Here is a 21,808-nt window from a genome sequence, read left to right as displayed (position 1 = left end):
GCCGTGCGGCAGGATGGTGGGATGTCCGTGCTGTCCACGTTGCGTCACCCGATCGTCGCGGCCCCGATGGCGGGTGGCCCGTCCACGCCAGCGCTGGCGGCAGCCGTCTCCGCCGCCGGTGGACTGGGCTTCCTGGCCGCCGGGATGATCGACACCGAGCGGTTGGCCGCCGACGTCGCGGAGGTTCGCGCGCGCACCGACCAGCCGTTCGGCGTCAACGTCTTCCTGCCCGACCCCGGCGGCGTCGACGACGCCGCCGTCCGGGCGTACGCCGAGCGGCTCGCCCCGCAGGCCGCCGAGCGCGGGGTGAGGCTGGGTGAGCCGGTCGGCGGCGACGACGCGTACCCGGAGAAGGTGGCCGCGCTGCTCGCGGACCCGGTCCCGGTCGTGTCCTTCGTGTTCGGGCTGCCGGACCGGGCGGCGGTGCTCGCCCTGCGCGAGCGGGGCACCGAGGTGTGGGCCACCGTCACCCGCCCGGACGCCGCGACGGCCGCCGCCGACCTGGGTGTGGACGCGGTGGTGGTGCAGGGCACCGAGGCCGGTGGGCACCGGGGTGGTCTGCCGGACGACGACGACTACGCGCTGCTGCCCCTGCTCCGGCTGGCCGCCACCCGTTGCCACCTGCCCCTGGTGGCCGCGGGGGGCGTCGTCGACGGTCCCGCGCTGGCCGCCGCGCTGGCTGCCGGTGCCACCGCCGCGCAGCTCGGCACGGCCTTCCTGCGCTGCCCGGAGGCGGGCAGTTCGCCGATGCACCGGGCCGCGGTGGCCGGGGCCGCGCCGACCGCGCTGACCCGGTCGTACACCGGCAAGCGGGCCCGGGGCGTAGCCAACGACTTCCTGCGCCAGCACGACGCGTCGGCACCGACCGGTTACCCCCAGGTGCTCAACCTGACGCGTCCGCTGTTGGCCGCCGCCCGGCGCGACGGCGACGCGTCGGTCGCGAACCTGTGGGCGGGGCAGGCGCACTCCCTCGCGCGGGACCTGCCGGCAGCCGACGTGGTCACCGAGGTGAGTGCCGGCGCCCGAGCCGCACTGGCGGCGGTGGTCGAGCGGTCGGCACGCTGGGGCTGACCGGCGGCTCGGGCCGGCGGGACGGCCGACCGGGTAACCCGTAGAGTCTCGCCATGATCGAGATCGGTGCGCAGGTCGACCTGTCCCACCCGCCCGACCGGGTCTGGCTCGCACTCACCGATCGGAAACTGCTCGGTCGGTGGTTCGCCGAGGCCGACACGGTCGAGGGCGTGGCGGACCGCCTGCTGCTGCACACGGCCGAGTTGCCCGGCTTCGAGGCGAACGTCGAGGTCGAGGTGACCGAGCGGCAGGAGCCGGCGCTCCTCGTGCTGGCCTGCGACGAGGCCGGCCGGCTCAGTGAGCTGACCTGCGCGGTGACGGCCACCGGCCAGGGCTGCCGGCTGGAGGTGCGGGAGGTCACCACGCACGGCGCGTGGTCCGCCGAGCAGCACGACCCACGCGAGCAGCAGCTACGGCAGGCGCTCACCGTACGACTGCCGGCCATCCTCGACTGGCTCGCGTTCCAGCAGGTCGACCTGCGTCGCGGCGACGGTGGGATGACCACCGAGCTGCCGCTGGTCATGCTCCGCGCGTCCGGCCGCACCCGCCGTCGGCGTCGCATCCTGGTCGCCCTGGTCGCCGGGGCCGCGCTGCTGGCGGGTACGGCGGCCTGGATAACGTTGCCGCCCGAGTCGACGCCCACCGCCGCCCCGACGTCGACCGGCGCGCCGTCGCCGTCCGAGACGGCCGGCGCGACCGCCGCCGCGCCGAGGGCGACCCCCTCCACGCGCCCCTCGCGGAGCACCGCGTCGGCGACCACCCGCCCGAGCCGGACCCCGTCGGCGCAGCCACCGAGTTCACCAGCGTCCGCTCCACCACCCGCGCCGCCCGCGCCGCCGACGCCAGTGGTGGCCCGGTACGAGACCGACTCCAGCCGGCTGTTCGGCTACACGGGTGAGGTCGTGGTCGACAACCCGGGCGGCGTGGCGGTGGCGGACTGGGCAGTGGTGGTCACTCTCGGCGAGGGCACCACAGTCGACGACGTCGACGGCGCGAACTGGCGACTGGACGGGCGGACGATCACCTTCACCGGCGCCCCCCTGGCGGCCGGGGGGTCCCGGACGATCAGCTTCGACGTCCGCGACAGCCGGCCGAAGGCCCGGGAACCGGAGAGCTGCACGATCGGCGGGCAACCCTGCGCGGGCCTCTGACTAGGCTGCCGGCATGGCACTTCTGCACAAGGCGACACTGCGCCCCACGAAGCTCGACCTGCTGGCGGCCTGGCTTCCCGACCGACAGTGGTACGCCGGGCCCGCCGGCGTCGAGCTGGTGAGCCGGGGCGCGTACCGCTTCGACGACCCGGCTGGCGAGGTCGGCATCGAGACGGTGCTGGTCAGCACCCCCGACGGGCCGGTCCATCAGGTCCCGCTCACCTATCGGGCCGCGCCCCTCGACGGCGCGGACGCCTGGTTGGTCGGCACCACCGAGCACTCGGTGCTCGGCCGGCGCTGGGTGTACGACGGCTGCGTCGACCAGGTGTACGCCGCCGCGCTCGCCCACGCCATCCGCTCCGGCTCCGGCCAGGCGGAGCAGTACTTCGAGGTGGACGGTCGGCGTGAGGTGCGCGAGCCGAGCGTGACGATCGCCGTCAGCGGCGCCGTGGACGCCGACGCGGCCCCGGTCGGCGCCGTGCGTCGGGTGGTCGACGAGGACAGCACACTCGTCGTCACCGACACCGTCGAACTGGTCGTCGTCCGCCGCCCCGGCGCTGCCGAGGCCGCCGGGGCTGCCCTGCTGGGCAGTTGGGCCGGGCAGCCGACGAGCGTGCCGCTGGCGTACGTCCGGGCGCGCTGAGCGAGGCGGTGGGCGGCCCGACGAGTCGGACCGCCCACCGCGTTCACCACTGCGCCGGAGGCGGGGGCGGCGACACGGGCGGCCGGTCGTCGCAGGTGATGGTGTTGGGTAGCAGCCACGGCGCGAGCCACCCGCCGTCGTTGCCGCCGAGGTCGGTCACTGTGAACTCCGAACCGGCCGGGGTGAAGTGGAACGAACCGCAGTTGTTGATCCCCACCGCGCCCACGTTGCGGGCGTCCACGTTGGCGAACGAGGCGGACCCGGCCGAGCGGGCGCTGACCACCGAGGTGCCGGTGCCGTCGACCCGGATGTCCCGGAACCGCACGTTGGAGATCGAGTAGAGGTCCTTCACCGGCCAGTCGCTGACCAGCATGATCGCGTTGTAGGTGCTGTCGAGGTACGCGTCGCCGGTGACCTCGATGGCCGCGTCGATGCTCCGGTCCAGGGCGAAGAACCAGATGGCGCCCAGCCCGATGTTCCAGTTCAACTCGTAGGTGCCGGCGCGGGCGGTGGTGTTGTCGGTGATCCGTAGGTGCCCGGTGAACGGCTCCGCGCCGAAGCGGGCCCCGACGTGGAGGCCACTGCCCTCGCGGACCGGGTCGGCGACGAGGTTGTGCGAGACGGTGGTGTCCGTGCCGCCGTAGATGGCGATGCCGTTGGCAAGCGTCGGTGACTGCACGGTGTTGTGGTCGAACGTGTTGCGCGCGTTCGCCGTCTTCTCCGACCACATCGCCAGACCGTCGTCGCCGGTGTTGCGGACGAAGTTGTGCGCCACGAGGGAGTCGGTCACTCCGGTGTGGAAGTTGAGCGCGTCGGCGATCTGGTCGACGACGATGTTGTTGGTGACGCGGACGTTGCGCATCGGCCCGTCGAACCACAGGCCGGCCTTGGTGTGGCGCAGGTAGAGCCCGTCGATTGTGGAGTCACTCATCGCCCCACCGATCGCGTTCACCTGGTCGGTGTCGATGCGTTCCCGGACGTCGCCCTCGATGGTGAAGCCGGAGAGGTGGACGTTGCGGCTGCCGCCGTCGGCGGCGTCGCGGCCGTAGAACCCGACGCCGGTGTGCACCGAGCCGTCCGGCGCGGGCGTGGGCAGGGCGACCTCGCGGCCCTTGATGACCGTGTACCAGTTGCCGGCGCCCTCGATTGTCACGTCGTCGACGATGATGTGCCGGTTGACCTGGTAGGTGCCCGGCGGGAGGTAGACAGTGAGGTGGGCGCGCCGGGCGAAGGCGATGGCCCGGTCCAGCGCGTCGGCGGAGTCCCGCCGGCCGGTGGGGTCGGCGCCGAAGGCGAGCACGTTCGCCGCGAGCAGCTTCACGCGCGGCGGCGCGACCAGTTCGGAGTCCAGCAGGTCGATGACGGTCCAGGCCGCGGCGCTGCCGGTTGGCGCGGTCAGCCGGATCCGGTCACCGGCCCGGTAGGTGCGCCCGAGCAGCAGGCGCTGCTCGTCGTAGAAGTGGGTGGGCCGAAACGGCGTGCTGATGCTCGGGTACGGCGTGGTGGCCGCCGGCACGCACTGACACTCGGTGATCCACCAGTCCGGGTGCAGCAGCCCGGCCTGCGGGTCGTTGGAGAACGGGTACTGGTTGTAGAGCCACGAGTACTGGGAGGTCAGCGTCATGCTGCGCACGTGCCTGCCGTTGGCGTCGACGCGCAGCGGAGCGGTGATCCCGCCGCCGGACGGCGCGTCCGGGATGCTGTAGCGCACGTTTATCGCGTTCGCCGCGCTGGGGAGGACGAACTCCACGTACTCACCGGGGGTGAGCCGGACCGCCCGGCGGCCGGAGGCCTCGGCGGGCAGCGTGTAGGCAGACCGGTCGGGGCCGATGATCTCGCCGTTGGTGCGCGCGTTCTCCGCCTCCTGTTCGACGAAGTCGACGTCGGCGCCGCGCCCGGCGACAAGTGCCGGGTCGAGGGCGGCACGGGTGACCACCGGCCGGGTGCCGGCGGGCGCGGATGGACCGGCGACGGCCACGGTGGGCACGGCGACCAGCACGGCGAGCCCGGCCGCGAGCGCCACGGCGGTGCCGGCAGGCCGGCCGGGGCGTCTCCGGGCCGGCGGGATGCTGCGAATCATCGGTGACCCTCCTGGGTGGGTGGTGGTGGAGGTCCGCCCGGCGCTTCCCCCAACGCCCGACATTGATCGTCATGATGCAGCACCGAACATGGCACTGCAAGACCACAATCGAACAACGAAAATAGACGACCATTAGACCGCAAGAATTGGACGATCGACGAGTTGAGGTGTCGCGCTTCGCCTGCGCCCAGACCGCCCACTGCCGGCGTACCCTGGGCCGCGTGGATCAAGAAGACCGGATCGCCCTGTTCCTCGACTACGAGAACCTCGCGTTGGGGGCGCGCGATCACCGTGGCGGCGCGGACTTCGACTTCCGGCCGATCGCCGACGCGCTCGCCGAACGGGGTCGGGTGGTGGTCCGCCGCGCGTACGCCGACTGGTCCTACTTCGACGAGGACCGCCGGATGCTCACCCGGTCCCACGTCGAGCTGATCGAGATCCCGCAGCGGATGGGCGCGTCCCGGAAGAACGCCGCGGACATCAAGATGGCTGTCGACGCGATCGAGTTGGCGTTCGAACGTGACTACATCTCCACGTTCGTCATCTGTAGCGGCGACAGCGACTTCACCCCTCTCGTGCACAAGCTTCGCGAGCTGAACAAGCGGGTCATCGGCGTCGGGGTCGAGGGGTCGACGTCGGCGCTGCTCCCGCCGGCGTGCGACGAGTTCCTCTACTACGACCGGCTGGAAGGTGTGGACATCCCGCCGACCCGCAGCCGGCGCGGTCGTCCGACCCGGCAGACCGGCCCGGACCAGCGCCCGCCCGAGCCGGAGCTCGAGCGGGAACCCGAGCCGGAGGTGGGCGGTCGACCCGCCGGCGAGGAGCCCGGACGGGACGTCGACGCGCTCGCCGTGCTCGTCGCCCAGACGGTGGCCGGGTTGCAGGGCAGCGCCAACGGCGAGGTCACCGCGTCCCGGCTCAAGCGCACCCTGTTGCGCAAGGACCCGACGTTCAGCGAGTCCGACTACGGTTTCCGCACCTTCGGGGAACTGCTGCGACACCTCGCCGAGCACACGGTGATCGAGCTGGCCGAGGGTCCCGCGAAGGGCGACCCCGAGGTCTCGCTGCCCGAGCACGGCGACCGGGAGGTGGCGTTCGGTCTGCTCCGTGGCGTGGTGGCGGAGCTGGGCAGCGGCGGCAACCCGGTGGCGCTGTCCGGGTTGAAGAACCAGTTGCGGCGGGCCCGGCCCGACTTCAGCGAGAAGAAGCTCGGATACCGCAGCTTCTTGCAGTTCTGCAAGGCCGCGGCCACCGGCGGCGCGGTCGACCTGCGGTGGAGCCCCGAAGCTGACGACTACCTGCTGACCACCCAGGGTTGATGCATCCCAGCCCGGCAGGCCAGCACCCTGGCCGGTGTGCTCAGCGGCAGGTGAGTGCACCCTGATTGGTCGATCAGGACGGGGTGGATCTGCCGTTGCGGCTCCTCCCCGTCAACGCATAGGCCGAAATGCGCCGGAATTACGGCTATCGCCCTGGTATAGGCCCACCTGCGCCGTACCCCCGGCGCAAAATTTGCTATACGGTCGGCGAATGAAGGTCGAGGAGCATTGGTGGAACGGAGACACGACCCCGCGCGGGCGCCGGGACGTGTATATCCGTACTGACGGGCAGGGTTGGGAGGTCCGCGCCCAGATCGGTGGGGCGTCGGGTCGTGAGCGGGTGCAGCAGTGCCCAAGCCGGGCCTCGGCGGCCATCCTCGCCGACGCGTGGCGCGGCACCCACCCATCCTGGCGCGAGCTGAAGCAGCGCTGATCCGGCACCGGGCCGGGCCGGCAACGCTCCTGGGCTCCCCGCCCGGTGCGCTCCCCGGCCGGCCCGGCGCTCGGCTCAGCTCGCCAACGACGCTCAGCTCACCGCTTCTGCAGCATGATCGAAGCGACGTCTGCCATCAGCGCCAGACGTCGAATCTTCTTGATCAGTTGATGAAAAGTAGGTTTCCGCGGGCGGATTCGACTACTTTCCATCACCTGATCAAGGGACGCCGCAGGTGGTCCGTGTTCCCGTCGTCAGGCCGGGTACACGGAGATCGGCCGATCGTGCCCGATGGAGGTCGCTCATGTCGCAGGGTCCCGACGAGGAGAAGCCCAGGCTCGACGAGGAGGCCCGGGAGGCCGAGCGTCGGCTCGGCCAGCTCAGCCGCCCGTCAAACGACGCGCTGACCGACGACGACGCCCGCACGCCGGACGACGCCCCTTCCGAGGAGGACGCCGACCAGTAGATCCACTCGGCTTCGGTGAAGTCGGTGTGTCAGGGACATCCTGATACCGCGACTTCACGGAAACCGAGTCGATCATCAGCGGGCCGGCGGCCATCGCCCCGGTCAGGCGGTCGGGACCGGCAGCACCACACCCTCGGCCGCCGACCGGTGCGCCAGCTCGATCAACTCGACGGTGGCGACCGAGTCCCGGGGGTCCACCGGCATCGGCGTGCCGTCGCGCAGCGCCGCCGCCACCTGTGCGTAGAAGCTCTGGTACGCGCCGGCCTCGGTCGGCACCGCCCGCAGGTCACCATCCACGCCGAGCATGCCGTACCGCTCCGGCGGCACCTCGCCCCAACCCGGCTGGTCCGGCCGGCCGCCCTCGTGCAGCGCCGCCTCCTGCACGTCGAGGCCGTACGTCGTGTAGCCGGCCCGGTCGCCCAGCACCCGCAGCCGGGGCCCGAGCTGTGCGGTCACCGCGCCCATCCACAGGTGCGAGTGCACCCCGTTGGCATGGGTCAACGCCACGAAGGCGTCGTCGTCGACGGCCGCACCCGCGCGGCGGCGGTCCACCTCCGCGTAGACGCGGTCGACCCGGCCGAACAGTTGCACCGCCTGGTCGATCAGGTGGGCGCCGAGGTCGAAGAGCGCGCCGCCGGCCTCCTCGGGACCGGCAAGCTCCCGCCAGCCCGGCTTGATCGTCGGACGGAACCGCTCGAACCGGGACTCGAAGCGCAGCACCCGCCCCAACTCGCCCTGCTCCACCAGCCGGCGGGCGGTCAGGAAGTCGCCATCCCAGCGCCGGTTCTGGAAGACCGTCAACGGCACCCCACGCTCGGTCGCCTCGCCGATCAGGGCGCGGCCCTCCGCGGCGGTCGGGGAGAGCGGCTTGTCGACGACGACGGGCAGCCCGGCGGCAAGTGCCGCCCGGGCCATCGGCACGTGCTGTCGGTTCGGCGTCGCCACCACGACCAGGTCCAACGCATCCGGCGTACGCCACAGCTCGTCGGCGTCGTCGACCAGGCGGGCGTCCGGGAAGTGCTGCCGGGCCTGGTCGCGTCGCTGCGGATCGCGGGTCACGATCGCGTCGAGCCGCAGCCCCGGGGTCGCGGCGATCAGCGGCGCGTGGAACACCCGACCCGCCAGCCCGTACCCCAGCAGACCGACCCGCAACGCCTCCGCCATGCCCGTACCCCCGTCTCGCCGGCCCGCGCTCCTCGGTGGCCGCGGTACCGGTTGTCGAATCTACGCGCCGGCCTCGGCCCGACGCTGGTCAGCCCGCCGGGTCGCTGCGCAGGTAGGTGAGCACCGCGAGCACCCGACGGTTGGTGTCGTCGCTGGGCGGCAGGTCGAGCTTCAGCAGGATGTTGCCGACGTGCTTACCGACCGCCGCCTCGCTGACGTGCAGTCGGCCGGCGATCGACGCGTTCGACCGACCCTCGGCCAGCAACGCCAGCACCTCGCGTTCCCGGGCGGAGAGCGCGGCGAGCGGATCGCGCGGGCGGTGCAGCAGTTGCCGCACCACGTCCGGGTCGATGGCGGTGCCGCCCGCCGCGACCCGGCGCAGCGTGTCGACGAACTCGGTGACCTCGGCAACCCGGTCCTTGAGCAGGTAGCCCACCCGCTGACCGTCGCCGCTGTCCAGCAGCGCCGCCGCGTACCCGGTCTGCACGTACTGGCTGAGCACCACCACGGGCAGGTGGGGTCGCTCGGCGCGTAACGCGACGGCCGCCCGGAGCCCGTCGTCGCGGCGGCCCGGCGGCATCCGGATGTCGGTGAGGACCAGGTCCGGTTGGTGCTCGCGGGCCGCGCCCAGCAGCTCGGGCGCGGAGCCGACGGCGGCGCACACAGTGAACTCGAAGCGGGTCAGCAGCGCGACCAGACCCTCCCGCAGCAGCACCTCGTCCTCCGCGAGGACCACCCGGGTCACCGGCGACACGGCAGCTCCACCCGGACCAGGGTAGGCCCGCCGGGCGGGCTGGACAGCAGCAGCCGGCCGTCCACGGCGGCGACCCGGTCGGCGAGACCGGTCAGGCCGGTGCCCCGGGTGGGGTCGGCACCGCCACGCCCGTTGTCGGTCACCTCGATGACGAGGTCCCCGCCGGCCCGGGTGAGGCGTACCTCGGCGTGGGTCGCCCCGGCGTGCCGGGCGACGTTGCCAAGTGCCTCGGACACCACGAAGTAGGCGGTCGTCTCGACGATCTCCGGCAGGTCGCCGTGCAGGTCGGCGTGCACGGTGACCGGGATGGTGGCGACGTCGGCCAGCTCGCTCGCGGCACCGGCCAGGCCGAGGTCGGTGAGGCTCTGCGGGCGGATGCCGTGCACCAGTTGCCGCAACATCACCATCAGGCCCCGGGCCTGGTCGTGTGCCACGGCGAGGGGCCGGGCGGCGGGGGAGTCCTCGGGGACGTCCAACCGGGCCAGGCCCAGCTGGAGGGTGAGGCTTGTCAGTCGTGGTTGCGCGCCGTCGTGCAGGTCCCGTTCGATCCGACGCCGTTCCGCCTCGTACGCGCCGACCAGCCGGGTGCGCGACCGGGCGACCTCGCGCAGCGCCGCCGCGTCGACCGGCCAGGCCAGCGCCCACCGGGTCACGGCTGCCTGGGCGGCGGCGACCAGACCTGCCGCGTAGCAGAAGACCGGCAGGAGCAGCACCGCCACGATCGCGTACGGGATGGCTTCGCCGGTGGTCTCGATCGGCTGCCAGATGACCACCGGCTCGGCGTCGCCGGCCAGCCAGGGACTCGTGATCATCCCGACGTCGAGCAGCACCAGCAGCAGGAACACCCAATACACGACCGGCACGAAACCGCCCAGGCAGAACAGGTACGCCACCTCCCGCCAGGCCCCGGCGCTGCGGTAGCGGGCAACCAGACCCGGCCACGGCGGCGCGGGCAGCGGGCGGTTGTCCACGAGCCCCAGCCGCCACCGCTCGATGACGGCCACCGGGAAGCTCACGATCGGTGCCAGCGCCAGCAGGCTGAGGCTGCCGGTCGCCAGGAACAGCAGGAGCGCGACACTGGGCGGCCGACCATGCAGCAGCAGGCCGTTGGCGGCGGCCAGCAGCGGCGCGCCGATGATGAGCAACCCGATGGCGAGCAGGCCCGCGATCGGCACGGTGCTGACCAGGTAGGCCAGCGCCCGCCAGGGCCAGGCGGAGATCAGCCAGTCGCGGCGACGCAGCGCCTCGGCCAGTCGGGAGGGGAGTTGCGGGGTCATGCCGAAAACGCTAATCGCGGACGACCCGGCGCCCCAGCCGACCAGATCCACTTTCCGAGGTAGGTCCAGCACTACCTGCCGAACCTGTGGCCCGGTGTCGTCCGCCGACTCCGCGGCCCGGCCAGCGGGCGACGTACGGCGTACGGCCGCGTTGTTAGGATGACCGGACCATGGCGAGCGAACGCAAGGCGACCGCGGACCCGGCCCGCAGCCTGGCCATCCTCTGGCGCACCAGGGAACCGGCCAGCCGCAGCGCCGGCCCGGGGCTCAGCGTCGACCGGATCGTCCGGGCCGCGATCGACATCGCCGACACCGAGGGCCTCGACGCGCTGACCATGCGCCGGGTCGGCGAGGCGTTGGGCGTCGGCACCATGTCCGTCTACACCTACGTGCCGGGCAAGGCCGAACTCGTCGCCGTCATGATCGACACCGCGTACGGCGAGATGCCGCCCCTCACCGTCGAGGGGGACTGGCGGGCCCGGCTGGAGCGGGTCGCCCGCGACAACCTCGCGCTCTACCAGCGGCACCGGTGGATGCTCCGGGCCGAGACGACCCGACCCGTGCTCGGCCCCCACCTGGTCGCCAAATACGACCGCGAGCTGAACACGGTCGCCGACATCGGGCTCACCGACGTCGAGATGGACGCGGTGCTCACGCTCGTCCTCGGGCACGTGAAGACCTCCGCCCGCGCCGCGTCCGAGGTGGTCGACCTGGAACGGGAGACCGGCATGACCGACGGCCAGTGGTGGCAGTCGCACGCGCCCTGGCTGGAGACGTTCCTGACGGCCGGGGCCTACCCGACCGCCGCCCGGGTCGGCACCGCGGCCGGCCAGCAGCACGGTGCCGCCTACGGCCCGGAGTACGCCTTCGAGTTCGGCCTGCAACGCGTCCTCGACGGGATTGCGGTGGTGGTCGCCGAACGGGCCACCGCCGGCTAGCGCAGCCGGGACCCGGCCGGATCGGGCACCCCGGCCGCCGCGTGCCGGGCCAGGCGGGCGAGCGCGCGCGCCGACGGGCTGCCCGGCTCGGCGTGGTAGACGACGAGCGACTGGGTGGTGCCGGCGATCGTGAGCTTCTCGTAGCGCAACTTCAGCTCGCCCACCCGGGGATGGCGGAACACCCGGACCCCGCCACCGGCGCGGGCGACCACGTCGTGCCGGGCCCACAGCCGCCGGAACCGTTCACTGCCGGCGGACAACTCCTCGCGCCGCAGGCCGGGCACCCGCCGACGGCCGTGCGCGGGCAGCCCGACGTCGCCCGGCCTGATCAGCTCGCGCCGGGCACGCAGGTACTCGCCGAGCGGACCGGCCGTGCGCACCAACCCATCGTAGGAGCGGCCACCGGCCGCCCATCCTGGTCCTGCCACTACCAGGAAAACCAGGAACCCGGCTGGCGGCGGCCGCCGGGGTGACAGTTTGTGGCGGGAGCCTCAACGAGAGATGGGACAGAGATGAGCGAGCGACTCACGACCCCGTTCGGTTTCGCCTCGACCGCCGACGAGGTCCTCGCCGGAGTCGACCTGAGCGGCAAACGGGCCGTCATCACCGGGGGCGCGGCCGGCATCGGCGTCGAGACCGCTCGCTCGTTGGCCGCCGCCGGTGCCGAGGTCGTACTCGGGGTACGCCGGGTCAGCGCCGGCGAGCAGGCCGCGGCCGACATCGCGGCCGGCATCGGCGCCGACCGGGTCACCGTCCGTGAGCTGGACCTGGCCGACCAGGATTCGGTACGCCGGTTCGTCGCCGGTTGGGACCAGCCGCTGCACATCCTCGTCAACAACGCCGGGATCATGGCGCTGCCCGAGCTGGAGCGCACCGCCGAGGGCTGGGAGATGCAGTTCGCCACCAACTTCATGGGGCACTACACGCTGACCGTCGGGCTGCACGACGCGCTCGTCGCCGCCGGTGGCGCCCGGGTGGTGTCGGTCAGCTCAAGCGGCAACCTCTTCTCCCCGGTGATCTTCGACGACCTGCACTTCGCGTTCCGGCCGTACGACCCGCTGCTGGCCTACGGGCAGTCCAAGAGCGCCGAGGCCCTGCTCGCCGTCGAGGCGACCCGCCGCTGGTCCGGCGAGGGCATCTACGCCAACGCGCTCAACCCGGGTGCGATCGCCACCGGCCTGCAGAAGCACACCGGCGGGCTGCGTACGCCCAGGGAACGGCAGAAGACCCCGCAGCAGGGCGCCGCGACCTCGGTGCTGCTCGCCGCGTCCCCGCTGCTGGACGGCGTCGGCGGTCGCTACTTCGAGGACTGCGCCGAGGCCCCGGTCGTCACCGAGCGGCCCGCCGACTACAGCGGGGTGGCGGCGTACGCGATCGATCCGGACAACGCGCAGCGGCTCTGGGACGTGGCGGCGGACCTGGTCGCGGCCGGCGCCCCGACGTCGGTGCGCCCCCGATGACCGCGCACCGACGGGTGGCGCCGCCCGCCGCGGGAAGCGGCGCGCCCGATCAGCGACGGCACGGGTAACCGCCCCGATGCCGCAGCGACAGGCGCATTCCGGCGACCAACCGCGACACGACGACGTGGTGGAGTTGCGGGTGCACGGCGTGTCGGGGGCACGGCCCTCGGTCGTGCTGCACGAGGCGAGGGTGCGGCAGGTCGCGGGCGACGACAGCGGGGGCTTCCACCGCCGCGCCGGGCCGGACGGCACCGACGCGGACGGGCTGACGCTGGAGGCGTACCGCTGGGGTGACCTGCCCTCCGGCACCGTGGCTCGGACCCTCTCCATGGTCTTCCTGCTGCCGTTCATGCTCAGCAACCTGGCGGTGTGGATGCGGCCCGCCGGCCGCGCCGCCGGCGGGGTCACCGTCCTGTGCCGGCTGCTCGCGCTCAACCTCACAGTGGTGTACGTGGTGTCCATCGCCGGGGTCGCTCTCGACCTGCTCGCCTGGCGGTGTCTCGGCGCGGTCCACTGCCGGGCGCCCTTCGACACGATGGCCGGCTTCGACGGCCGGCACGTCGGGCAGCGGCTGGCCGTGCTGGCGCTGCTGCCGATCGCCGGGGTCGCCCTCCTGCGGCTGCTCGGCACCCGCCGGTCCCGTCCGGCCGGCAACCCACTGTGGGCGGTGGAGCCGCTTGTGGAGCGGCTGCGCGCGATCCATGTCGCCGCCGCGCTCGCGGTACTCGATCTCCTGCTGCTCACGGCCCGTCGCGCCGGCGGCGCGACGCCCGCGACGACGCTGCTGCTGACGCTCAGCGCGGCGGTCCTGCTGGCCTGCGTCGGTCTGCTCGCCGTGCCGGGGCTGATCGACCGTGCCGCGACCGCGCGGATGTCCACCTGGACCGCGAGGGCCGCGGGTCTGGTGGCGGCCGGGCTGACCGTGGCGACCCTCGTCGCCGTCGCGAGCGACGAGCGGGGCTGGCCGTCGTCGACAGCGCTCCCCGGCTACGGCGCGATCACGGGCGCGGCGCTGCTCGGCCAGATGGTGCTGCTGGTGCTGCTCTGCGGGCTGGTGCTGTGGCGGCACCGTCGCGTCAGGGGCCGGTCGGCCCTGCCGCGAGGACTGGGCGCGACGGTCATCGCGGCCATCGCGGTCGGTCTGTCCGGCGCGCTCTCCGCCGGCCTCGTCTATCAGACGGGGGTGCTGCTCGGCGGCTATCGCGGTGACGACCAGCCGCCACTGCCGTACCGCTGGACGATCATGGCGGTGTTCCTGCACGTGGTCGCGGCGGCGTTGGTGTGCAGCGCGGTGACCGTCCTGTCCCGGCGTCGCCGGTGGCGTGCGGCGGCGGACATCACCGCCGGCGACTTTCCCGCGCCGCCGCCGGAGGCGACCGGGCGGCTGCGGGAGGTCACCAAGGCCGTGGCCCGGGCACGGTTCACCGAGTGGCTGGGCCCCCTGGCCACCGCGTACGCGCTGCTCGCGGTGATCGGGCTGACCACGAGTCTGCTCGGGCAGTTCGGGCGCGAGCCGGACGAGGTGGCGTGGCAGGTTCTCGGGCTGCCCGCCGGGTTCGTCGGGATGGCACTCACCGGGGGCACCTACGTCATCGCCGCAGTGGTCCTCGTCCTGTTGTCGGGTGGTGTGTTCGCCTACCGGACGGCATGGTTCCGCCGGCACGTCGGGATCCTCTGGGACCTGGGCACCTTCTGGCCCCGGGCCGCCCACCCGTTCGCACCCCCGAGCTACGCCGACCGCGCGGTGCCGGAGTTGGCCGACCGGATCACCCAGCTCGCCGAGCGGCACGCGGGGGTGGTGCTGTGCGGGCACAGCCACGGCTCGGCGTTGCTGGCCCTCGCGGTGCTGCGGCTGCCTCCGCGAACACGCCGACGGGTCGCGCTGCTCACCTACGGCTCCCCGCTGGACCGCCTCTACGCCCGGCTCTTTCCGGCGTACCTGAACGAGAACGTGCTGCGCGAGGTGGGGAAGCGGATCGACTGGCGGTGGCTCAACCTCTGGCGCGACACGGACCCGGTCGGAGGTTGGATCTTCGCCGCGCACCGGCCCGGCGATCCGCCGCCCGACGCCGCCGACCCGGCCGGACGGGTCGACCGCAGGCTGCGCGACCCTCGGGACCTGCTGGCATCACCGGGGAAGCGTCGACCGCCACCGTTGCGCGGGCACCACCCGGACGAGTCCGAGCCCGAGTTCCGGGCGGCGCTGCGGGAACTCGCCGGCCGACTGCGCACCAGCAACGGCGGATGAGCCGCCCGGGTCAGGGGCCACCTTCGACGACGTGCGGGCGCCGGGGCGCGCAGGAGCGGCGGCCGCGCGCCCCCGGCGCGCACAGTGTCGGAAGTATTACCGGAGGCGACCGGCGCTCAGCGGTGGTCGATCAGCGCCGCAGCAGGGCCCGCAGTGCCCCGACCACCACCGCGGGGGCCTCCTCCGCCATGAAGTGCCCGCAGGTGACCGTCTGGTGTTCGAGGTCCGGGGCCCAGGCCCGCCACACCCCGGCCGCGTCGTAGCCGAGCGCGGCGCCCCAGTCCTGTTGGAGCACTGTCACCGGCATGCGCAGCCGGTTGCCCGCCGCCCGGTCGGCGCTGTCGTGGGTGACGTCGATGCCGGCCGACGCCCGGTAGTCGGCGACGATCGAGGCGACCGCGTCGCGGGACGCCCGCAGGTAGGCGGCGCGCACCTCGGCCGGCAGCGCCCCCGGGTCGCGGGTCCAGACGTCCAGGAAGTGGCCGAAGAACGCGTCCGGGCTGCCGCCGATCAGCTCCTCGGGCAGTCCGGGCGGCTGGGCCATCAGGTACAGGTGGAAGGCGACCGCGGCGCTGGCGCCGTGCAGCACGTCCCACATGTCGAGGGTGGGCAGCACGTCGAGCAGCGCGAGCCGGCTGATCGCCGCCGGGTGGTCGAGGCCGGCCCGGAACGCGACAAGGGCGCCCCGGTCGTGCCCGGCTAGGGCGAAGCGCTCATGGCCGAGCGCACCGGCCAGCGCCACCACGTCGGCGGCCATGGTCCGCTTGGCGTACCCGGTGCCGTCGGCGTCCACTGGTTTGTCGCTGTCTCCGTAGCCGCGCAGGTCGGGGCAGATGACCGTGTGGTCGGCGGCCAGGTCGGCCGCGACGTGCCGCCACATGAGGTGGGTCTGCGGGAAGCCGTGCAACAGCACGATCGGTGGCCCGGAGCCGCCCACGGCGGCGGTGAGCGTCACGCCGTCGGCGACGGTGACGCGCTGGTAGTCGAATCCGTTGATCCTCGGCTCCACGGGGAACCTTCCTGGTGAGCAGGGCCGGCTCGGGCGGTGACCCGTCGCCGTCGTACGGTGTCGAGCCTGCCCGGTGGTGATCAGCAGACGGTCAGCGCCGGATCAGTGCGGGCCGGCACAGCCGCCTAGATTGGTGTCATGACCAGGCAGCCGACGCCACCGGTGGAGGTGACGTTCGGGGTCCTCGGGCCGGTGACCGCCGCCGTCGGGGGCGGCCCGGTTTCGGTGCGGGGGCACCGGCAGCGCCTGGTGCTGGCCCGGTTGCTGATCGCCCACGGCCGGGTGGTGTCGGTGGACCGCCTCGTCGACGACCTGTGGGAGGTCCCGCCGGACGGCGCGGTGGGCGCGATCCGCACCTTCGTCGCCGACCTGCGCCGGGCGCTGGAGCCCGACCGGCCGCCCCGCCAGCCATCCCGCCTCCTGGTGACCGAACCCTCGGGGTACGCGCTGCGGGCCGCCCCGGACGCGGTGGACGCGGCACGCTTCGAGGCGGCCGTCGGCGAGGCCGGACGGCTGCTGACGGCCGAACTGCCCGCACCGGCCCTGGCCGCGCTGGACCCGGCGCTCGCGCTCTGGCGCGGACCCGCGTACGCGGACTGCGCAGGCGCGCTCTGGGCCGTCGCGGAGATCAACCGGCTGGACGAGCTGCGGATGCTCGCCGTCGAACGGCGGGCCGAGGCGCTGCTCGCGCTGGGTCGACCGGACGAGGCCGCCGCCGACCTGCCCGCCCACCTCGCCGGCCATCCGCTGCGGGAGGACGCCTGGCGGCTGCTCGCGTTGGCCCGCTACCGCGCCGGCCGGCAGGGCGAGGCGTTGGCCGCGCTACGCGAAGCCCGCGACGCCGTGGTGTCCGCGCTGGGGGTGGACCCGGGGCCTGAGCTGCGGCGGCTGGAGGCCGACATCCTGGCCCAGGCGGCACACCTCACCCGCACGCCCGCGGTGGCCGTCGCGGTCGGGCCGGTCCGAGGTGGCGGGTCGGGATCGGTGCCGGGGCGGCCGTTCGTCGGGCGGGACGCGGAGGTGGCGCGGCTGCGGCACGCCGCCGAGGCCGCCGCCGGTCCGGGCCGGCCAACCCTCGCCCTGCTCAGCGGGGACCCGGGCGCCGGCAAGTCCGCAGTGGCCGAGGCGCTGACCCGGCAGCTCGCCGCCGCGGGCTGGAGCACGGCATGGGGTCGCAGCCCCGAGTACGACGGCGCTCCGGCCGCCTGGCCGTGGACGCAGATCACCGACGCGCTCACCGGGCCGGTGGGCGGCGGGCTGGCCGGGACGGCGGTGACCGAGGGCCCGGGTGATCCCGCCGTGGCCCGGTTCCGTCGGCACCGCGCGGTGGCGGCGCTGGTCTCCGCCGTCGCCGACCGGGGACCCCTGCTGCTGGTCCTGGACGATCTGCACCGCGCCGACTGCGACACGTTGGACCTGCTCACCGGCCTGCTCACCGGGCCGCAGCCGGCCACCGGGCCGGTGCTGGTCCTCGGCACCTACCGGGCCACCGAGGTGAGCCCCGAGCTGACCGCCGCGCTGGCCCGCGTGGCCGGACTCGAACCGGTGCGGGAATACCTCGGCGGACTGTCCCCCGAGGCGACCGGCGAGCTGGCCCGCGCCGTCGCGGGGCCGGAGCTGGACCCGCCCACCGTCCGGCTGATCCACCACCGCAGCGGCGGCAACCCGTTTTTCGTCCGGGAGCTGGCCCAGTTGTACGCGAGCGCGGGTCCGGCGGCGCTGGCGGCGGTGCCACCGGGGGTGCGCGACGTGATCCGGCACCGCCTCGCACAGTTGCCCGCGCCGACCCGTACCGTGCTGCGGCAGGCCGCAGTGCTCGGCCGGGACCTCGACCCCGCGGTGCTCGGCGAGCTGGCGGGCGACCCGGCGGCCCTGCTGGACGCCGTGGACCGCGGGTTGCAGGCCGGGTTCCTGACCGAGCAGGAGCCCGACGGGCGACTACGGTTCACCCACATCCTGGTCCGCGACACGCTCTACGCGGACCTGTCCGCGTCGCGTCGCGCGGCCTGGCACGCCGCCGTGGCCGAGGCGATGCGGCGGCAGCAGCCCGTCGACCCCGCCGCGCTCGCCCACCACCTGCTGCACGCCGGAGGGCAGGAGAACGCCCACCGCGCCGCCGGCTACGCCCGAACCGCTGCCGAACAGGCCGAACGGGACGGCAACCCGCACGAGGCGGCTCGGCTGTGGGCGCAGGTCGTCGACGCGTACGACCGGGCCGGGCTGAACGAGCGGCGCGAGCGGCTCGGCGCGGTGCTCGGCCTCGGGCGCGCGCTGGCGGTGACCGGCCGGTTGGCCGAGGCGCGGCGGCACCGCGCGGCGGCGATCACCGACGCCGAGGCGGTCGGTGACCCCCGGCTGACCGCGGAGGTGCTTGCCGGTTTCGACGTGCCCGCCATCTGGACCCGCAACGACGACGACGCGCTCTCGGAGCGGATCGTGCGCGCCGCCGAGCACGCCCTGACCGGCCTCGGCCCGACCGGTTCGGCGCAACGCAGCAGGCTGCTGAGCACGCTCGCGCTGGAGCTGCGGGGCACCACCGGCGACCGTGGCCGCCGGGCCGCGGCCGAGGCCGAGCGGATCGCCCGGACGATCGCCGACCCCGGGCTGCTGGCGTTCGCGCTCAACGCGCGTTTCATGCACGCCTTCCACCGGGTCGGGCTGGCCGACGAACGGGCCAGGATCGGCGCGGAACTTGTCGACCTGGCCACTCCCCGACAGTTGGTGACCTTCGAGGTGCTGGGTCACCTCATCCTGGTCCAGGCGTGCTGCGCGCGGGCCGACCGGGCCGGCGCGGACGCGCACGCCCGCGCCGCCGACCGCCTCGCGCAGCGGTACGAGTTGCCGCTGGTCGGGGTCTTCACCGGCTGGTACGCGGCGCTGCGCCTGGCCGTGGGCGGGGACGGGGAGGCCGCGGCGACCGCGTACCGGGCTGCCGCCGAACGCCTACCCGCCGACGCCATGCCGGGCCTGGCCCGGGGGTTGCTGCCGCTCGCCCTGCTCGGCCTGCGACTGGCCGACGCCGTCAGCGACGACCCGCAGGTTCCTGGGCATCAGCGCCCGATTCCCGGCCCGGACGACGAGGACTGGGCGCGGCTGGACTGGGGCCCGCACGAGCCCTGGGTCCGACCACTGCTGCTCGCCGCCGCCGGTGACCGGGTCGCCACCCGGGCGGCGCTGCGCGCCCTCCCGGACGGGCCGCACGACCTGTTGCGGGAGGTGCGGCTGTGCCTCACCGCTCGGGCGGCGCTCGCCGTCGGCGACCGGGCCACCATGGAGCACGTCGCCGCCGCGCTCCGGCCGGCCGCCGCCGAGCTGGCTGCCGGCAGCGGGCTGGTCACCGCCGGCCCGGTGGCCGGGCACCTCGCCGAGCTGACCACCGCCCTGGGTCGCGACCAGGAGGCCGCCGCGCACCGCCGTACCGCCCGCGCGCTCACCGCGCGCGTCCGCGCCGACGACCCGACCTGAGCGCCGTGCCGACGTGGTTACGCATGCGGTGCGTCTGGACAGCGACGCCGGCATGCGTCAGGCCAGGGTGTACTCCAGGACATAGGAGTGGCTGCCGTCGTCGGCCTGGATGATCTCGAAAGCTCCCGCGATCCCGGTGAGGTCACCGGAGCCGGTTCCCGGGACGACGCGGATCGCGAGATACTCACCGTGGCTGCCGGGTGCGCTGTGTTGGAGGACGAACGAGCCGTTGCGGCCGTCGAGTTCGCCCGTGAACCGCTCCACGGCGACATAGGCAGCGGGGCTGCCCTCGATGTCGGTCACCGACAGCATGGTCACCGTACTGATGCCGGCCAGGCCGCCCTGGAAGGTCTTGGTGATCCGCGCCCGGCCGAGCGCGGCCCCCGGGCCTTCGTCGAGCGCCTCCGGCTCGAATGCGGTGACGTCGAACGTTCCGTCCGTCTTCGTGCTCATCTCGCACCCTCTCATCTTGATCGCCTTTATCGCGGAGCAGCCTTGCAGACGGCACTGACATTCCCCGGACGGTGACCCGCGGAAGCCCTGCTCAGTGCTGCCGGCGGGGGCCCAACGGGCATCGGGGCATCTCGCTGCTCGGCCTCCGCGGTGGCGGTGCCCGTTCTCGTGCCACACGGCACGCCCCCGCGCTCGGGCTACGTGGCGACTTGCCGGTTTCCGCCGGAACCAGCCGGCGCGTGCGGTCAGATGGAACCACCGGCGCGTCCGCCGTCGGCCATGGTCCGAGGGGGTACGCGTGGAGGTGCTCGTCCTGATCGTGGTGCTGGGCGCCACCGTCCTGATCGGCACCACCCTCGGCGGCCGGTACCGGGTCGCCCCGCCGGTCCTGCTCATCGCGTTCGGGGTGCTGCTCGGGCTCACGCCGCCGCTGTCCGAGGTGACCCTGGAACCGGACCTGGTGCTGCTGATCTTCCTGCCGGCGATCCTGTACCGGGAGAGCCTCACCATCAGCCTGCGCGAGATCCGGGCCAACCTGCCGGTGATCGGGCTGCTCGCCGTGGTGCTCGTGGTGCTCACCATGGTGACGGTGTCGTTCACCGCGCAGGCGTTCGGCGTGAATTCCGCCGCCGCCTGGGTGCTCGGCGCGGTCCTCGCGCCAACCGACGCCGCAGCGGTCACCGGCCTGGCCAAACGGCTGCCCCGGAAGCTCCTCACCACCCTGCACGCGGAGAGCCTGATCAACGACGGCACCGCGCTCGTGGTCTTCGCAGTGGCCGTGGGCCTGCTCACCGGAGGTGCGAAGCCGGGCGTGCTGGGCGTCAGCGAGGAGTTCGTCGGCGCCAGCGTCGGCGGCGTACTCGCCGGTCTGCTGGTGGGTGCCGCCGTGGTGCTGATCCGCAAGCGGCTCGACGATCCGCTGCGCGAGGGCGCGCTGAGTGTGCTGACACCGTTCGGGGCCTTCCTGCTCGCCGACACCGTGCACGCCAGCGGGGTGCTGGCGGTGGTGGTCGCCGGGCTGGTGCTGGCCTACGCCGGCCCGCGGGTGATCCGCGCCCGGTCCCGGGTGCTGGCGTACGCGTTCTGGGACCTGACCACGTTCCTGATCAACGGCGGGCTGTTCGTCCTGCTCGGCACGCAGATCCCCCGGGCGGTGCGGGGCATCACCAGCACCTCGCCGCAACGGGCGCTGGTGATCGTCGTGGTGGTCACCCTGGTCGTCGTCTCCACCCGGCTGCTCTTCATCTACCTCACCTCCCAGTCGGCGCGGCTGCGGCGTCGCCGGATGGTGGACGACGGCGGGGGTCCGTCCGGCTGGCGGGTGGGGACCGTGGGCGGCTGGTCCGGTTTCCGGGGCGCGGTGTCGCTCGCCGCCGCACTGGCCGTCCCGACGATGACGGTCGCCGGTCAACCGGTGGTCGAACGTGACCTGATCATCTTCGTCACCGCGCTGGTGATCGTGCTGATCATGCTCCTCCAGGGCACCACCCTGCCGCTGGTGGTGCGCTGGGCGGGGCTGACCGGTGACCCGGAACGCGTGGACGAGACCAGGCATGCCCGGCGGCGGGCCACCGAGGCGGGGCTGGCCGCCCTGCCGCAGGTCGCCGCCGAGGTCGGTGCCCGCGAGGAGGCGGTGCGCCGGTTGCAGGCCGAGTACCAACGGCACCTGGCGGACGTCAACGAGACCGGGGGGAACACCGCCGAGGAACGTCGCCTGGAACATCGGCTGCGCCTCGGCGTCCTCGCCCACAAGCGACGGGAGATCACCCGACTGCGGGACAACCGGGAGATCGACGACCTCGTGCTTCAGGAGCTCCAGGCCGCGCTGGACAACGAGGAGATTCGGCTGCTGGGGCGCGGGCCCAACGAATAGGCGG

The 21,808-nt window shown here is 73.8% G+C and carries 18 protein-coding genes; 11 read left to right on the top strand and 7 right to left on the bottom strand.

Going from position 1 to position 21,808, the window contains the following annotated elements; all coding sequences use genetic code 11:
• Positions 1-21 precede the first annotated feature (21 nt).
• The 3 genes from AB0F61_RS04200 to AB0F61_RS04190 are packed head-to-tail and all read left to right on the top strand — an operon-like array spanning position 22 to position 2,865.
• Positions 22-1,071 carry a nitronate monooxygenase gene (locus tag AB0F61_RS04200; RefSeq protein WP_357803108.1) on the top strand — a complete coding sequence of 350 codons (1,050 nt, stop codon included), beginning with the start codon at positions 22-24 and terminating at the stop codon, positions 1,069-1,071.
• Positions 1,072-1,124: 53 nt separating this feature from the next.
• Entirely contained in the window at positions 1,125-2,222 is a 1,098-nt protein-coding gene (locus AB0F61_RS04195) for an SRPBCC family protein (RefSeq protein WP_357803107.1), read from the top strand.
• Between the two features lie 13 nt (positions 2,223-2,235).
• Positions 2,236-2,865: a hypothetical protein gene (locus tag AB0F61_RS04190; RefSeq protein ID WP_357803105.1), complete on the top strand. Its 630-nt coding sequence runs from the start codon at positions 2,236-2,238 to the stop codon at positions 2,863-2,865.
• Positions 2,866-2,908: 43 nt separating this feature from the next.
• Here the strand turns inward: AB0F61_RS04190 and AB0F61_RS04185 are convergent, their stop codons facing one another.
• Positions 2,909-4,945: a glycosyl hydrolase family 28-related protein gene (locus tag AB0F61_RS04185; protein ID WP_357803104.1), complete on the bottom strand. Its 2,037-nt coding sequence runs from the start codon at positions 4,943-4,945 to the stop codon at positions 2,909-2,911.
• 221 nt (positions 4,946-5,166) lie between these two features.
• Here AB0F61_RS04185 and AB0F61_RS04180 point away from each other — a divergent pair, with 221 nt between their 5' ends.
• From AB0F61_RS04180 to AB0F61_RS04170, 3 genes are all read left to right on the top strand, one after another.
• The gene (locus AB0F61_RS04180; RefSeq protein WP_357803102.1) at positions 5,167-6,264 is read left to right on the top strand and encodes an NYN domain-containing protein; all 1,098 of its coding nucleotides are present in this window, start codon (positions 5,167-5,169) and stop codon (positions 6,262-6,264) included.
• Positions 6,265-6,475: 211 nt separating this feature from the next.
• On the top strand, positions 6,476-6,697 hold the full coding sequence (locus AB0F61_RS04175; RefSeq protein ID WP_030335934.1) for a hypothetical protein: 222 nt from the start codon (positions 6,476-6,478) through the stop codon (positions 6,695-6,697).
• Between the two features lie 304 nt (positions 6,698-7,001).
• A complete protein-coding gene (locus AB0F61_RS04170; protein WP_357803100.1) occupies positions 7,002-7,163 on the top strand; it encodes a hypothetical protein in 162 nt (53 codons plus the stop codon).
• A gap of 102 nt (positions 7,164-7,265) precedes the next feature.
• Here the strand turns inward: AB0F61_RS04170 and AB0F61_RS04165 are convergent, their stop codons facing one another.
• From AB0F61_RS04165 to AB0F61_RS04155, 3 genes are all read right to left on the bottom strand, one after another.
• On the bottom strand, positions 7,266-8,327 hold the full coding sequence (locus tag AB0F61_RS04165) for a Gfo/Idh/MocA family oxidoreductase (protein WP_357803098.1): 1,062 nt from the start codon (positions 8,325-8,327) through the stop codon (positions 7,266-7,268).
• 88 nt (positions 8,328-8,415) lie between these two features.
• A complete protein-coding gene (locus AB0F61_RS04160) occupies positions 8,416-9,081 on the bottom strand; it encodes a response regulator transcription factor (RefSeq protein ID WP_357803096.1) in 666 nt (221 codons plus the stop codon).
• Positions 9,069-10,358 carry a histidine kinase gene (locus tag AB0F61_RS04155; RefSeq protein ID WP_357803094.1) on the bottom strand — a complete coding sequence of 430 codons (1,290 nt, stop codon included), beginning with the start codon at positions 10,356-10,358 and terminating at the stop codon, positions 9,069-9,071. Before AB0F61_RS04155 ends, AB0F61_RS04160 begins: the two co-directional genes overlap by 13 nt.
• Positions 10,359-10,528: 170 nt before the next feature.
• On the opposite strand from AB0F61_RS04155, the gene AB0F61_RS04150 reads away from it, so the two are divergent.
• Positions 10,529-11,296 (top strand): TetR/AcrR family transcriptional regulator, encoded by a 768-nt coding sequence (locus tag AB0F61_RS04150; protein ID WP_357803092.1) that lies wholly within the window; start codon positions 10,529-10,531, stop codon positions 11,294-11,296.
• Here the strand turns inward: AB0F61_RS04150 and AB0F61_RS04145 are convergent.
• Entirely contained in the window at positions 11,293-11,676 is a 384-nt protein-coding gene (locus AB0F61_RS04145) for a hypothetical protein (RefSeq protein ID WP_357803090.1), read from the bottom strand. The two genes, AB0F61_RS04150 and AB0F61_RS04145, sit on opposite strands and share 4 nt — an antisense overlap.
• A 132-nt stretch (positions 11,677-11,808) precedes the next feature.
• Here AB0F61_RS04145 and AB0F61_RS04140 point away from each other — a divergent pair, with 132 nt between their 5' ends.
• Positions 11,809-12,756 carry an SDR family NAD(P)-dependent oxidoreductase gene (locus AB0F61_RS04140; protein WP_357803088.1) on the top strand — a complete coding sequence of 316 codons (948 nt, stop codon included), beginning with the start codon at positions 11,809-11,811 and terminating at the stop codon, positions 12,754-12,756.
• Positions 12,757-12,832: 76 nt separating this feature from the next.
• Positions 12,833-15,004 (top strand): hypothetical protein, encoded by a 2,172-nt coding sequence (locus AB0F61_RS04135; RefSeq protein ID WP_357803086.1) that lies wholly within the window; start codon positions 12,833-12,835, stop codon positions 15,002-15,004.
• A gap of 130 nt (positions 15,005-15,134) precedes the next feature.
• Here the strand turns inward: AB0F61_RS04135 and AB0F61_RS04130 are convergent, their stop codons facing one another.
• On the bottom strand, positions 15,135-16,013 hold the full coding sequence (locus tag AB0F61_RS04130; protein WP_357803084.1) for an alpha/beta hydrolase: 879 nt from the start codon (positions 16,011-16,013) through the stop codon (positions 15,135-15,137).
• A 138-nt stretch (positions 16,014-16,151) separates the two neighbouring features.
• Between AB0F61_RS04130 and AB0F61_RS04125 the strand changes: the two genes are divergently transcribed.
• Positions 16,152-19,478: a BTAD domain-containing putative transcriptional regulator gene (locus tag AB0F61_RS04125; protein WP_357803082.1), complete on the top strand. Its 3,327-nt coding sequence runs from the start codon at positions 16,152-16,154 to the stop codon at positions 19,476-19,478.
• 57 nt (positions 19,479-19,535) lie between these two features.
• Here the strand turns inward: AB0F61_RS04125 and AB0F61_RS04120 are convergent, their stop codons facing one another.
• Positions 19,536-19,931: a DUF3224 domain-containing protein gene (locus AB0F61_RS04120; protein ID WP_357803080.1), complete on the bottom strand. Its 396-nt coding sequence runs from the start codon at positions 19,929-19,931 to the stop codon at positions 19,536-19,538.
• Between the two features lie 298 nt (positions 19,932-20,229).
• On the opposite strand from AB0F61_RS04120, the gene AB0F61_RS04115 reads away from it, so the two are divergent.
• The gene (locus AB0F61_RS04115) at positions 20,230-21,804 is read left to right on the top strand and encodes a Na+/H+ antiporter (RefSeq protein WP_357803078.1); all 1,575 of its coding nucleotides are present in this window, start codon (positions 20,230-20,232) and stop codon (positions 21,802-21,804) included.
• Positions 21,805-21,808 lie beyond the last annotated feature (4 nt).

The sequence above is a fragment of the Micromonospora sp. NPDC023888 genome, assembly GCF_040639415.1.
Taxonomy (GTDB): Bacteria; Actinomycetota; Actinomycetes; order Mycobacteriales; family Micromonosporaceae; genus Micromonospora.
This window is presented reverse-complemented; position numbering and strand designations above follow the sequence as displayed.